The sequence below is a fragment of the Streptomyces sp. NPDC046197 genome (assembly GCF_040646295.1).
Classification (GTDB): domain Bacteria; phylum Actinomycetota; class Actinomycetes; order Streptomycetales; family Streptomycetaceae; genus Streptomyces.
Genome location: NZ_JBEYZY010000013.1, coordinates 60488 through 73759, shown reverse-complemented (window position 1 = coordinate 73759; position 13272 = coordinate 60488). Strand labels below are relative to the sequence as shown.

Sequence of the window (13272 nt, the reverse complement as noted above, 5' to 3'; positions counted from 1 at the left end):
AAGATCCACCGCTGAAGAGTCCTGGTTCGGGACTGCTGTGTCAGTGCCGAACCGGTGCCTGCCACGGTATGCCTCCGAAGCGCTGCCCGGCGGATCTTGCCGGACAGGCCCCTGGCTCCGGGGGGGGGCTCAGCGCTTGAGCGTGAAGGTGAAGTCGCCGGAGAGCTTGCCGCTCAGCCGGACTGCCGAAACGAGTTTCCCTTCCGTGATCAGCCTCTCGACCTCGGCCCGTGAAAGACCGCAGCCTTCAGCGATGAGTCGTACCGGCCGGACAGGAATCTGCGCCGCAAAGCGGACCGAGACGTCGATGGCCTCGCGGTCCAGGTGATCCGGTCCGCCGGTGTCGAGGCGCCAGGCGTTGTCCCAGTCGAGGGCGATGCGATTACGGCGTCGCACGACCGGATCCTGGAGCAGTTCAGCTGTCAGGCCAGGGTCGTTGTCATGCAGCCGGTCCAGCAGCTCAGGTCGTACGGAGCGCACATTCATCCGCTCCAGGACCGTGAGCTTTGCCGTTTCCCCGCAACCGGCACAGAGCACGAGGAGCCAGGCGTCGATGAGCTTGTGGTTTGCGTTGACGCGAAATTTGCCGCTTGCCCGGAAGCGCTCGGACGCGCACGCGTGGCAACGGCGGAGAACGAGCGGCAGGCAGGTGGGCACGACCACCCAGTTTTTGAGCACAGAAGTACACCGGTTTCAGTGAGAAGTCCGCAGCAGAAAGGAGCGCGGCGCAGATGCGCGACGCGCGACGAATCAGCGCTCGGGAGGTCTCACAGGGTGTACAACGGCACGTCCTTGCCCAGACGACTTTGGTTCGGCAGCACGGTAATGGCGTACCGCGGCGCTGTTCCACCGGTTTTCGAGCGCCTCACCGCCAGGTTCCATCCGGCGGATCATGGACGAAGCCGGAGCCAGATCGCGGCCACGGTGACGGTGCCGTGGAAGACGTGGGCCCGCTTGTCGTACCTCGTCGCGACGGCCCTGGAGGTTCTTGAGCCGGTTGATCGTCCGCTCGACCTCGCTCCTACGCCGGTAGATCGTCTTGTCGAAGCCGGCGGGCCGACCGCCTTTTGCTGCCCCGGCGCTTGCGGTCGGCCCGCTGGTCCTTGGGCTCGGTGATGGTGTTCTTGATGTGGCGTCTGCGCAGGTAGCGGCGGTTACGGCGGGAGCTGTACGCCTTGTTGCCGCCGAGGTGATCGGGGCGGGTGCGAGGATGCCCGCCGCCCAGGCGGGCGACGCTGATGTCTTCCATGACTGGAATGAGCTGCGGTGCGTCGCCGCACTGCCCTTGCGTGATCATGAATGACAGCGGACGGCGTCCACCTTCACCGGCCAGATGGATCTGCCCGTCTCCGCTCATCAGCTATTGGAACAGCCGCTCAGGCGAACAGGCGGCGTCTGAGCAGGCACGGTGAGCACGATCCGTCCGTCGAACCGTGGCAGAGGCAGCGATATCAGTAGGTCGCGCAGAGCATCGGTGTCGAGCCCGCCGTGGTTCAAGGTTCCGTACAGAGAGCCGTATCCGCGCTGGTGCTCGGCGAGCAGCGACAACTTCACCGGTGTCCGGGCCGGGCCGTCCGAAAGTGTGACAGCTCCGCAAACACGTCCCGTTCGCTGGTACGCACCAGCGCACTCATCATCACGGACTCCCTTGTGAGCTCGCAGAGTTCAGGATCAGGAGGAAGGTCGCCCCCATACCCTGCGATCATTTCTCGTTTCGTATGGCGAACTTGAGCACGGCGTGGGCTCACACGAGGGAAGTTACGCCGTTCAGCAGCAACACTGCCGCCATAGGATGAGGCGTGAAATCGAACTTGGCGCAATCTGGGACGAGTTGGGACCGGCGACGCGCAGCAGTTTTGGCTTCCCTGCTGGGTGCGGCGGCCCTCGGATGGACTGCGGTTGCGCTGAGCGTGCACACGACCGGATCGACCGCACCGGATCCTGACAGTGTGACCGATGCTGATCTGGCCCGGCTCGGCGCTGCTGTGATGGCCGTCATCACGGCCGTGGCTGCCGGACTGTGGTGGCGCCACTGGGCGACCGTGCGTCGGCCGGCGATCGGCGGAGGTTGGGCGCGGGCGGCGTTTGCTGTCTCCGCAGTCCATTCGATGTTCGTCGTACCGGTGATTGCGTTCGCCTCCTGGGACTGGAAGGCCCCTGTGATTGCGTTTACGTGCGCGGTGCTCGCGGGCGGTGTGCGGGAGCCCGCCGGGGTGACGGCGCCAGCTAGCGGCCGCACAGACTCGCCGATCCCGATGTCGACCGTCACGACGCCCGCATTGCCGCGGCCCCGGAGGCGAGCCGGGACGTAGATGGGGTCCACCCGGATCACGCCGCCGATCGAGGTCGTGGCCGCCATGGAGACGGGAGCCGGAGTCGATCAAGTCGATGGAGGCTGCTCCTCGACCATCGACGCAGAACTCACGGCACCATCGGACGACTTGCTCATAATCCTTCCCGCCCGCGATGCGACCCAGGCCTTCTGGGCGCGGCTGTGGTGGGGTGAGCAGTGCCGAGACAGTGCCCGGAGTGGCCACGAAACCGTGGCAACGATCGCCGGGGCCCTGCCGTCCGAGGCGTACGGCTATGGGGCTTCCTCTTCCGGCGAGGCGATACTGCACGGTCTGGCCACGGCACGCCAGGTGATGCCCCGCCTGTGTGTACGCGTCCGACCAGACGCATTACAGCATCCGACGGGCGTGCGATTTGCTACGCATGGAGCTGGTGAGTGTGGCGTCGCTGCCCGAAGAGGTTGCCGTACCGCCTCTGCCGACAGCGTCGTCGTCCGCATCGGGCACTTCCGGCATGCCATCCGTGCCGGACGCGGGGAGTGCCGCGCGGTGGCCGCATGGCCGGGCTGTGCGACAAGGGCAATGTGGCCAAGGGACTTCAGGAGGAAGTCGGCGCCACGGTCCGGAAACTGATCGAGGCTCGCCACGTCGTCGGGCGCGGCGCGGGGAAAGCCCGTCGACCCCCGTGAGCCGGATGCCGGCTGGGCGGCCGGACCAGGTCCACGAGTTGACCGCGCCCACCCTTCGCTTGTGATCGTTTTTGCCGAACATGGGATCGATCGCCACTATGCGTTCGCACTATCCTCGCCTCGATCATTTGGATCACCGGTCTGGCGCATCGCCAGCGCACCGGTTCCAGGGAGGCATCTTGTTCCCCATACGCACGCGTCGGGCCGTGAAACGGCTCGTCGCCCTGGCCACGGGCACTGTCCTTGGCCTCAGCACCGTCACTCTCACCGTCTCGGCCGCGGGAAACGCGGCGGCGGCAACCGCCTGGGCCGAACCCGGCGGCGTGACCGCCCAGTCGTACAGCATGTCGGTGGGCACCGTAAGCGGCCCGGTCTCCTCCGAGCTCGTTCCCATGGGCGCGGCCGAGTACCGGCAACTGCTGGATATCGGCCACATCAGTGGCGGCAGTGGCGACGACCTCCTCGCCATCACGGCCTCCGGCCAGCTGCGGCTTTACCCCAGCAGCTACACCCGGCCCAGCGCGAAGTACATCCCGGTCGGCGGCGGGTGGCAGACCTACAACCAGGTCACCGTTGTCGGCGACGCCAGCGGTGACGGCCGGGCCGACCTGATGGCCCGGGACACGCATGGTCGGCTCTGGTACTACGCCAGCCAGAACAGTCTCGGCCAGCCTTTCCGGCCGCGGGTCCAGGTCGGCACCAACTGGAACATCTACGACCAGATCATCGGCGCGGCGAACTTCGACGGCACCGCCCGCGGTTCGCTGCTCGCCCGCGACCTGGTCGGCCGGCTGTGGCTGTACGACGCCACCTCGAACGGCTCGCTCTCCGGCCGACGGCAGATCGGCACCGGCTGGAACATGTACAACCAACTCATCGGCCTGGATGGGAACGGCGATGGCCACGGCGACATCGTCGGCCGCACCGAGGCGGGAACGCTGTACGCCTACTACGCCAACGGAGCCGCAGACTACGGCGGCCGGACCCAGGTCGCGACCGGCTTGGCGGGTTACAACGCGATCGCCAACGAAGGCCACCAGCCGGACTTCGGCAAGGGGCAGGTCATCGGCCGGGACGCCAAGGGCAATGTGTACGCCTACACAGGGTTGGAGAACGGCACCCTCCGCGGCCGCCAGACGACCGGGTACGGATACACGCCCGCGGACTACCCCCTGATGACCTCCACCGTCGCCCCGGACGACAACGGCCAGAGCGGACTCGTTGTCTTTACCAGCGGCGGTGTGCTGTTCAACCTCGGAGCGACCGGCACGTCCAGCTTCCCCGTAGAGCACTACACGGCAGTGGCCGGCCCCGGCGACCTCAGCGGCGACGGCCACGCGGACCTGATCGCCCGTGACACCGGCGGCGACCTGTGGTTCATCGCGGGGGTCAAGGGTGGCGCGGTCACCGGCAAACCCGTTTTCCTCGGCAGCGGGTGGAACATCTACAGCCGGATCGTCGGCGCCTCAGACCTCACCGGCGACGGCATCCCGGATATCGTCGCCACGACGCCCGGCGGGTCCATGTACCTGTACCCGGGCCTGGGGAACGGGACGTTCGGCAGCCGCACGTACATCGGCTCCGGCTGGCAGGGCTACACCAAGCTCGCCGCGCCGGGCGACCTCACCGGCGACGGCAAGGGCGATCTGGTCGCTGTCGACTCCGCCGGCCGTCTGTGGCTCTATCCCGGCCTGGGTAACAGCCACTTCGGCACCCGCACCGAGATCGGCACCGGCGGCTGGAACGGCTACCACGACATCTCCTGAACACCATTGCCTCGGTCGCTCCGGCACGCGAACGGCACGCGTGCCGGAGCGGCGCGGGCGCCGCATGGCCAACCCGCCGTGCCCGATCGACGCACCTGGTGCGAGTCGGCGGCGTGGTGGTGAGCCACACCCAGTACTCGCGCGGTCGCGGTCGGCGAAGACGATGTTGGCGGTCGTGCTGCGCCGTAGTAACGACCAGATGCCTTCCACCGGATTGAGGTCGGGCGCGTAGGAGGGCAACTGCACGATGGTGAGCCAGTCGTGCTCGGCCCGGGAGAAGTCCAGTGCGTCCGCGCCGCGAAGTTTGGAGAGGAGGGCCTCGTGCAGCCGGGGCCACACCCCGGCCTCGGTCCATTCGGCCAGGCGGCGCCAGCAGGTCATGCCCGAGCCGAAGCCGAGTTCCTGCGGCAGGTGTTCCCAGGAGATCCCGGTATGCAGGACGAACAGGATGCCCTGGAACACCAGCCGGTCCGGATGCCGCTTGCGTCCCTGGAGCCGGGTCCGACGCTCGACCTTGGGCGACAGCGGCCCGAACACCGCCCGCAACTCGTCATCGACTTCCCACGGCTTCGGCCGAGCCACCCCCGCGCACCCCGATCAACGGTCCGGGGGTGATCCAACCACCTCGGATCATTTCGCCAGGAGTTCCAACTGTCTCGAGCGTGTTCAGGATCGTCCGCCCCTGCAGAGCATGAGCGTCACTGGTAGGTCTGGGCAGCCTTTATATAGGCTATGTAGGTTACGATCGTGGGTAGTCCGCGTATGACCCTGCAGACCCAACTGGTGCTGCGGGCCTTGCTGGAAGACCCCGCCAACGGACGCTACGGCCTCGAGCTGTGCGAGCTGGCGGGACTGCCGTCGGGCACGATCTATCCGATCCTCGCGCGCCTGGAACAAGTCGGCTGGGTGGACAGCACCTGGGAAGACCCCGCCGTACACGAGCAAGCCGGCCGTCCGCGCCGTCGCTTCTACCAGATCACCGAAGACGGTGCCGAGCACGCACGGGACGCCCTCGCCCGCGCCTACCGCGCCCGCAAACAGCCCCTACCAGGGTGGGCCGCCCGCCCGATCGCCGACGGGGGAGTGTCATGAGTGCCCGGCGCCGGTTAACACCCCGACCGATCAAGCGCCGCTCCGCCACCCCGCCCCTGGACAGCATCCTGGCTGTCGTGCGAATCACCACCCGGTCGCCGACACCTCGCTCATCCAGCACACCCACGATGAGGCCGCCGTCTGGCACGCGTGCCAAACCCGTCGCAGCGGCGACCCGTTCCTCACCCACTGCCTCGCCGTCGCCGCCATCGTCGCCAACATCGGCATGCCACCAGCCGTGATCTGTGAAGTGCTCGGTCACGCGGCCGGCGGGCAGGGGTGTCGTCAATGTCGTGCAGCACGGCCGACGCGATCCCACTAAGCGCTCTCAACTTCGGTATTGCAAGGGCGCCGGCGCTCAAGCCGACGCGTGAGGAGGCCGTGCTGGCCATCCGCCTTGCCGACCGGCTGCACAACATGCGCACCGTCGCGTTCGTGGCCCCGAGCAGGCTGTACCGCGTGGCCCGTGAAACCCTCGAAGTCATCGCGCCGTTGGCCTACGCGGAGGCCTGACCGACGTGAGCCGTGAACTGTGGATCGCCTCTTGGCATGAGCGATGCGAGCCTCAGCGAGAATGGCGAAATGAACCATCGCTTCGTCGGTATTCCGGGGCTGACTGACGTTCCGCGCGTTGCAGTCGTCGTCGACGTGATGCGGGCCTTCACCGTGGCTGCCTGGGCCTTCGGGCGTGGCGCGGAGAGGATCGTCCTGGCCTCCTCGGAGGGTGAGGCACTGGCCTTGAAGGAGAGCTGGCCTGCGTGGCTGGCTCTGAAGGACGGTGCTCCAGCAGCAGGCTTCGACACGGTGAACTCACCCGGCCTGGTCAGGTCGCTCGATCTGGTTGGTCGCACGGTCGTGCAGAAGGCGACGGCGGGAACTGTTGGTGCGCTGGCCGTCGCGAGCGCGCCGCTGGTCTTGTGCGCGAGCTTCGTGGTGGCCAGCGCGACAGCGCGGTTCCTGCAGACCGAAAGTTCCGGTCCGGTGACGTTCGTAGTCACCGGCGACGGAGGACGGGCCGCTGAAGACCTGGCCTGCGCCGAATACATCGGCCAACGTCTCGCTGGCGGCGATGCCGCGGCGGCCCCGTATCTCCACCACGCAAGGACTTCCCGGGCAGCAGCCGATCTTGCTGACGGACTGCGACGCGGATACCAGGGAATTCATCCAGACGATGTCGACCTCTGCCTGGAGGCCGACAGATTCTGCTTCGCGATGGTCGCACGCCAGGAAGACTCTCTCACCGTGCTGCGCCCCGTTGCGGTGCCTTATCACCCAGTTGGCGTCCGTTGACCTGCTGGAGCTGGAGAGGGCACCCGGCTTTGGCGGCCTCTGCGGCTCGGGCTCGAGCGCTGGCGAGCCGCGCTGGGCATCGGCGCCGGCCAGCAGTCCCGGGTCGACTGCACCCGTCTGGCCGCTGGGGGTCTGTTGGCGCACCGCAGCGTTCGCGCGCTGTCCATCCGACCCGGCATTCGGCGCCAGGACCATATCGACTGGCAGATCCGTTTCCTCGAAGGCGCCCTTACGCGGGATGAGACCGGTGGCTGGCGAAGACACTCTCCACGCTGGCCAAGGAGATACCGCCGACGAAGGCGCTCACCGGCAGGTCCGTCTCACCGGCCCGGGGCCATCCCCGCGGGTGCAGGGCACTTGGGGGATGCCGGCATGCCGTACCCGACGCGTAGGTGGGGCCATCACCGCAGACATGTGGAGCAGGACCCCTGCTCTCCGATCCACACGACGCCTTACGCATGACTAACTGATCGTTTCAGAATGAGACCGGTGTGGCGGGGGGCAACTGACGATCTTCACGGGCACGGTCTGCCTTGTGTCCGCGGACCCCGTGCCTGATGATCTGTGAGAGCGCACAGCTCCGTTGCTGCCACCCCCCTGTTCCCAGGACCCGCCACCCTGGCCGGCTTTGGATACCCGACCCGACCCGACCCGACCCGGCCCTCGCCCGTCGACCGCGGCCGCCCTGGGTCCAAGCACCACGTGATGGTGCACCGGCACGGCACCCCACTGGCCGCCTCCGTAACCGGCGCAAGCCGTCATGACGTCACCCAGCTCATTCCTCTGCTGGACGCGATACCCCGGATACGAGGGCTGCGAGGACGTCCGCGTCGCAAGCCCAAGCACCTGTTCGCCGACCGCGGCTACGACACCGGCCGCGGCGCTCCCGCACCCGTCCGGACGCCGGGCGGACCCGCTTCTGTGACTGAGCGCTCTGGTTGGCCCCACTGGTCAACTAGAGCGCCCAAAGGAAGTGCTGGCAGACGCGGTCGCCGGAGGCGGGTTACCACCCCCGGCGTCCGGTCAGCGGGTGGCGAGGAACTCGAGCGTGTCGATCACGCGGTTCGAGAAGCCCCACTCGTTGTCGTACCACGCGACCACCTTGACGTGGCGGCCGTCGACGCGGGTGAGGGCCGAGTCAAAGATCGACGAGGCGGGATTGCCCGTGATGTCGGACGAGACGAGCGGGTCGTCCGAATACTCGAGGATGCCGGCGAGCGGCCCCTCCGCTGCGGCGCGGTACGCCGCCAGCACGTCGTCGCGTGTCACGTCGCGGGCTACGGTCGTGTTGAGTTCGACGATCGAGCCCACCGGCACCGGTACGCGGATCGAGTCGCCCGACAGCTTGCCGTCGAGGTTCGGCAGCACCAGGCCGATCGCCTTGGCGGCGCCGGTCGTGGTCGGCACGATGTTGACGCCGGCGGCCCGGGCGCGACGGGCGTCGCGGTGCGGACCGTCCTGCAGGTTCTGCTCCTGCGTGTAGGCGTGCACCGTCGTCATGAACCCGTGCTCGATACCGGCGAGTTCGTCGAGGACCGCGGCCAGCGGAGCGAGCGCGTTGGTGGTGCAGGAGGCGTTCGAGACGATCGTGTGCACGGCCGGGTCGTAGGCATCGGTGTTGACCCCGAACGCGAGCGTGACGTCGGCGCCGTCCGACGGCGCGCTGACGAGTACCTTCCTCGCGCCCGCGTCGAGGTGGGCGCGGGCGGCCTTGGCCGAGGTGAAGCGGCCGGTGGCTTCCAGGACGATGTCGACGCCGAGTTCGGCCCACGGCAGCTGCGCCGGTTCGCGCTCGGCCAGTACCGTGATCCGACGGCCGTCGACGACGAGGACGTCCCCGTCGACGGTCACCGGGCGCCCGAGCCGACCGGCCGTGCTGTCGTAGGCGAGCAGCCGGGCGAGAGCGGCGGGCTCCGTCAGGTCGTTGACAGCGACGATCTCGAGGGCGCTGTCGCGCTCCAGCAGTGCGCGCAGCACATTGCGTCCGATGCGGCCGAATCCGTTGATGGCGATGCGAGTCATGAGTGATGTCCCTTCCCTTCGCCACCAGGCTCGCCCGCGGCTCGCGCCGCTGACAGTGGCGGGATCGCCATGGTTCAAAAGGATCCCGCCACGCGGCGCCGGGCGGGTCACTCGCCCCGGGTGAAGGTGCGCCGGTACTCGCTCGGTGTGGTGCCGAGGATGCGCTGAAAGTGCAGGCGCAGGTTCGCGCCGGTGCCGAGCCCGACGTCGGCGGCAATCTGTTCGACGCTGCGCTGCGAGCGCTCGAGCAGTTCGCGGGCCAGGTCGATGCGGGCGCGCATCACCCACTGCATCGGCGTGTAGCCGGTCTCCTCGACGAAGCGCCGGGAGAACGTGCGCGGCGAGACCCCCGCCTGCCGCGCCAGTATGTCGAGGGTGAGGGGCTCGCCGAGCCGGTGCAGCGCCCACTCTCGGGTGGCGGCGAACCGCTCGCCGAGCGGCTCGGGGACGCTGCGCGGCACGTACTGGGCCTGGCCGCCGCTGCGGTAGGGGGCCGCAACCAGACGCCGGGCCGCGTGGTTGGACGCGGCCACTCCGAGGTCGCCGCGCAGGATGTGCAGGCACAGGTCGATGCCGGAGGCGGCGCCGGCCGAGGTGAGCACGCTGCCCTCGTCGACGAACAGTACGTTCTCGTCGACCTGGATGAGCGGATGCCTGGCCACGAGCGCCCGCGTGTAGTGCCAGTGCGTCGTGGCGCGCCTGCCGTCGAGCAGGCCCGTGGCGGCGAGCGCGAAGGCACCCGTCGAGATGGCGGCGAGCCGTGCGCCCCGGTCGTGGGCGGCGATCAGTGCGTCGACGACGACCTGCGGCGGGTCGTCGCGGTCCGGGAACCGGTAGCCGGGGACAAAGACGATGTCGGCCCACGCAAGCGCGTCGAGCCCGTGGGCGACGTAGTACGCGAGGCCATCGCCGCCGGTCACGAGACCGGGTGTCGCCCCGCACACCCGCACCTCGTACGGCATGCTCGCGCGGGTCGTGAAAACCTGCGCAGGAATGCCGACGTCGAGAGGCTTCGCACCCTCGAGCACAAGGACGGCGACGCGATGCAGGCGGGAGGCTGGCACAGGAAGAGGTTACGTGGGGCGTGACTTCGAGACGCCCACTGCGCGGACCTGCCGTAGCAGTCTCATCCGCCCAGCGGGGACGGGAGGATTTCCGGCACAGTCGTGCCCCGGGCCGGCCGCCCAGCTGTGCTGCGATGGCGTGGAGCCGGCTCCGAAGGCCGGAGCGGGCTCGCTGGTAAGGCTCGGTCACACCATCGATCTGCTCAACGACCGTCCGTCGGGGACGGGTGGAGGCATCGCAGAAGAATCGGCGCACGGTCAGCCGGACCCGTTCTGGCTTGTCGGCGACGGGCCGGTCGGTCGGGCTGCCGAATGTAGCGGCCGTGCACGCGTCGCGTCGTAACCATACCCCGCAGTCCGGGCACGCTCTCGACGGGCACCTGCTGGACACCTGTACCAGCACTCCGCCGGTGAGCGCCTCCAGGCGCCCCAACAGCACGAGGTGGGTCGTTGATGCGCCAGGCCCTTGCGTTCGCCGGAGGGCAGGGTGAAGAAGTCCTCCGGCAACAGCGACGCCGTCCACAGACCGGCCGTCGGCATGTCCCCAAGACCGGGCGCCGCTGAGCCAGTTCGCACTCGGAGGCGCCCGGCGGAGTCAGTGCTTGGTCGGGACGACCGGGTTGGACGGGGACGAGACGGGGCCGGTGCCCACGCAGTTGGTGGCCGATACGGTGAAGGTGTAACTGGTTCCGGGGGTGAGGCCGGTGACGGTGGCGCTGGTCGAGGTGCCGCTGACCGTCGCGCTACCTCCGGGGGAACCGACCACGTGGTACTGCGTGATCGAGCAGCCTCCGTTGTTGGCCGGCGGTGTCCAGGTGACGGTCGCCTTCCGTTGACCGGCGGTGGCGGACACGTTGGTCGGGGCACCGGGCAGGGTCTGGCCGACCTGCGGCACGAAGAAGTCCGACATCGCGGTGGCGCCGCCGTCGTTGCTGTTCAGCGGAGCGAGACCCCATGCAGACTCGATCGTGGCCAGCCAGGAGAAGTGGTTGTACGGGTTGGTCGAGTGGTAGCCGGCCGTGGTCGACTTATTGATCACGATCGACGCCACCTGATTGTTCTGGGTGCCGTCGTCCTCGTCCCACACGATGTTGAGCACCGAGTTCTGGCTGGTGAAGGCGGGGGAGTTGAGGATGGTCGGCACGTTCTGCGACAACCAGGTGTCGCCTTGGGCGATCGTGCCGTCGTGCATGTCGTCGATCAGGTTCGGGGTGATGAACGCGTAGTTCGGTGTGGTGGTCGTCGAGCCGAGGTCGGTGGCGAGCTGGGTGTACGGCACGTCGTTGTTGCACCGTGACGTGGTCTGAATGTCTGAGTAGTAGACGAATGGGTTGTGTCGCACCGCATACTCGCCCGAGTCGGACAGCGCGCAGGGTGCCGGCATCGATTCCTCGTACGCTTTCCAGGTCTTGCCGGCCGGGGTGATCCGATCCGCCGCGATGTTCGGCTGGTTCACCGTGCATTGCGACGGGTTGCAGTCGGTGGTGATGCCGAAGTTCGAACCACCGGTCAGTTCCAGGTAGTTCGGAAGGCTCGGGTGGCCGACCGCGAAGTAGTTCGACGCGATGCCGTACTGGCTGATCAGCGAGTTGATGTACGGCGCCTGGTTGTTGCCGACGATCTCGTTGTACGAATGGCCGCTCGCTTCCAAGGCCACGAGATAGACGGGAAGTCCAGTGACGAGTCGTTCCTTTCTCGCAGCCGCACTATGACTCCTGGCCGGCCCCAGAAAATGGAGGAAACCATGCCCACGCGCTGCGGCTGGGTAGTCTTTGTGGAGTTGCACACGCTGCCCGGTGGCGGCCGTGGGCAGCTCTGCGCCGGTGCAGTGGTGGTGGCCCCTTGCCGCGCTCAGTTGGAAGCCGCCAAGCGATTGGGCTTCCGTACTGCGGTAGCCATCTCTGATCGCGCTTCCTACGGCAGTCAGTTCGACGACGTGGTGGACGCATGGCTGCTCACGAACACCACGGATGCCGTCGGCGTCACGCGCATCCTGAACGTCCTGCACGGCGAGATCGTTGCCGTGTTCAGCTCCGTGGACAGCTTCGTCAGGATCGCGGCCGCGGTCGCCGCCAAGCTCGGCGTCGCCGGACCTCAGCCGCTGGGCGCCGGCATCGCACGGGACAAAGCTGTGGCCCGCGCGGCTCTGGCATCCGCCAGAGTCCCCGACATCCGGTGGGGCGTGAAGTCGGCGCATGACGACGACCTGGACTCACCCATCGGTTATCCCTGCATCGTCAAGCCCGTTGACGGGGCGTCCAGTTGGGATGTCGTGCTGGCGCAGGACGTCCATGCCGTGCGCGACGTGGCGGCCCGGCACCTGCAGCGCGTGTACGGCAGGCGGGTGCGCCCGCAGCACAAGCTCCTGTTCGAGGAGGTGCTCGTCGGGCCGCTGCTGAGCGCGGAGGGTTTCATCGACTCCCGCGAGGTGCGCATCATCGGTTACTCGGACCGAGTGCTTTCCGTTCCGCCGCGATTCGTGGAGCTCGCGGTCCGCTTCGCGGCCGACCTTCCCTTCGACGGCGCGGACTTGTATGTGGCTGAGACGCTGGCCGCCTTGGAATACGACTTCGGCGCCTTCCACCTGGAGTTCATCCTCACGTCGGACGGGCCCCGCCTGGTAGAACTCAATCCGCGCTTCGTCGGCGCCGGTGTCCAGCAAGCCATCAAAGAGCTCACCGGGGTCCCGCCGGCCGAGTTGCTCATGGCGAAGCTCACGGGCAGCCCGGTTCCCCAGTTCGCCTGTGAGGGAGCGGTCACGGAGCTGTATCTGACGGCTCCGAGCTCCGGCCGACTAAGGGGGGTGCGGGGGCTCGACGAAGCGGTAGCCATAAAGGGCTGCCGTGCCGCTGGGCTCTATGTCGCCCTAGGGGACGAGGTCAGCAGCAAGGTGGAGTCCAACAGCCAGTACATCGGTTACGTAAACGCCGTGGGAGACAACCGCGAGGAATCTTACGCGACCGCCTCGGAGGCGGCATCGTGCATCTCCTACGAGATCCGATAAAGCTTAAGTTGACCCTGAACGCCTGCAGCGCCTGCCCGTACAAAAGGGCCGCGT

The 13272-nt window shown here is 67.8% G+C and carries 9 protein-coding genes and 5 pseudogenes; 6 read left to right on the top strand and 8 right to left on the bottom strand.

Annotated features, from left to right (window positions below; translation table 11 throughout):
• Positions 1–129 precede the first annotated feature (129 nt).
• From AB0A61_RS19890 to AB0A61_RS19880, 3 genes and pseudogenes are all read right to left on the bottom strand, one after another.
• Positions 130–678 carry a DUF1062 domain-containing protein gene (locus AB0A61_RS19890; protein WP_361293442.1) on the bottom strand — a complete coding sequence of 183 codons (549 nt, stop codon included), beginning with the start codon at positions 676–678 and terminating at the stop codon, positions 130–132.
• A gap of 212 nt (positions 679–890) precedes the next feature.
• Positions 891–1342, bottom strand: a pseudogene (locus AB0A61_RS19885) (transposase); the annotation flags it as partial.
• 912 nt (positions 1343–2254) lie between these two features.
• Positions 2255–2507: pseudogene (locus tag AB0A61_RS19880) on the bottom strand (GNAT family N-acetyltransferase); the annotation flags it as partial.
• A gap of 652 nt (positions 2508–3159) precedes the next feature.
• Here AB0A61_RS19880 and AB0A61_RS19875 point away from each other — a divergent pair.
• On the top strand, positions 3160–4746 hold the full coding sequence (locus tag AB0A61_RS19875; protein WP_361293439.1) for a VCBS repeat-containing protein: 1587 nt from the start codon (positions 3160–3162) through the stop codon (positions 4744–4746).
• Between the two features lie 150 nt (positions 4747–4896).
• Here AB0A61_RS19875 and AB0A61_RS19870 read toward each other — a convergent pair.
• Positions 4897–5016, bottom strand: a pseudogene (locus tag AB0A61_RS19870) (transposase); the annotation flags it as partial.
• Positions 5014–5328 (bottom strand): annotated as a pseudogene (locus AB0A61_RS19865) (transposase); the annotation flags it as partial. The pseudogenes AB0A61_RS19865 and AB0A61_RS19870, both read right to left, overlap by 3 nt.
• Before the next feature lie 165 nt (positions 5329–5493).
• Between AB0A61_RS19865 and AB0A61_RS19860 the strand changes: the two are divergent.
• The 4 genes and pseudogenes from AB0A61_RS19860 to AB0A61_RS19845 form a co-directional block, all read left to right on the top strand.
• Positions 5494–5838: a PadR family transcriptional regulator gene (locus tag AB0A61_RS19860; protein WP_361293436.1), complete on the top strand. Its 345-nt coding sequence runs from the start codon at positions 5494–5496 to the stop codon at positions 5836–5838.
• A 288-nt stretch (positions 5839–6126) separates the two neighbouring features.
• Positions 6127–6351 carry an HD domain-containing protein gene (locus AB0A61_RS19855; protein ID WP_361293433.1) on the top strand — a complete coding sequence of 75 codons (225 nt, stop codon included), beginning with the start codon at positions 6127–6129 and terminating at the stop codon, positions 6349–6351.
• A 69-nt stretch (positions 6352–6420) separates the two neighbouring features.
• Positions 6421–7128 carry a 2-phosphosulfolactate phosphatase gene (locus tag AB0A61_RS19850; protein WP_361293806.1) on the top strand — a complete coding sequence of 236 codons (708 nt, stop codon included), beginning with the start codon at positions 6421–6423 and terminating at the stop codon, positions 7126–7128.
• Positions 7129–7633: 505 nt separating this feature from the next.
• A pseudogene (locus AB0A61_RS19845) lies at positions 7634–8001 on the top strand (transposase); the annotation flags it as partial.
• 150 nt (positions 8002–8151) lie between these two features.
• On the opposite strand, the gene gap reads toward AB0A61_RS19845, so the two are convergent.
• The 3 genes from gap to AB0A61_RS19830 all read right to left on the bottom strand — a co-directional run bounded on the left by gap (position 8152) and on the right by AB0A61_RS19830 (position 11871).
• A complete protein-coding gene (gap, locus tag AB0A61_RS19840; protein ID WP_361293430.1) occupies positions 8152–9150 on the bottom strand; it encodes a type I glyceraldehyde-3-phosphate dehydrogenase in 999 nt (332 codons plus the stop codon).
• A gap of 107 nt (positions 9151–9257) precedes the next feature.
• Positions 9258–10214: a helix-turn-helix domain-containing protein gene (locus AB0A61_RS19835; RefSeq protein ID WP_361293427.1), complete on the bottom strand. Its 957-nt coding sequence runs from the start codon at positions 10212–10214 to the stop codon at positions 9258–9260.
• A gap of 595 nt (positions 10215–10809) precedes the next feature.
• Positions 10810–11871 (bottom strand): alkaline phosphatase family protein, encoded by a 1062-nt coding sequence (locus AB0A61_RS19830; RefSeq protein ID WP_361293424.1) that lies wholly within the window; start codon positions 11869–11871, stop codon positions 10810–10812.
• 87 nt (positions 11872–11958) lie between these two features.
• On the opposite strand from AB0A61_RS19830, the gene AB0A61_RS19825 reads away from it, so the two are divergent.
• The gene (locus AB0A61_RS19825) at positions 11959–13218 is read left to right on the top strand and encodes an ATP-grasp domain-containing protein (protein ID WP_361293421.1); all 1260 of its coding nucleotides are present in this window, start codon (positions 11959–11961) and stop codon (positions 13216–13218) included.
• The last annotated feature ends 54 nt before the right edge of the window (positions 13219–13272 follow it).

Bases quoted from the DNA above. Each gene is read 5' to 3' on its own strand.
- AB0A61_RS19855 (WP_361293433.1), top strand. From the start codon at position 6,127: ATGTCGTGCAGCACGGCCGACGCGATCCCACTAAGCGCTCTCAACTTC.
- AB0A61_RS19850 (WP_361293806.1), top strand. From the start codon at position 6,421: ATGAACCATCGCTTCGTCGGTATTCCGGGGCTGACTGACGTTCCGCGC.
- gap (WP_361293430.1), bottom strand. From the start codon at position 9,150: ATGACTCGCATCGCCATCAACGGATTCGGCCGCATCGGACGCAATGTG.
- AB0A61_RS19825 (WP_361293421.1), top strand. From the start codon at position 11,959: ATGCCCACGCGCTGCGGCTGGGTAGTCTTTGTGGAGTTGCACACGCTG.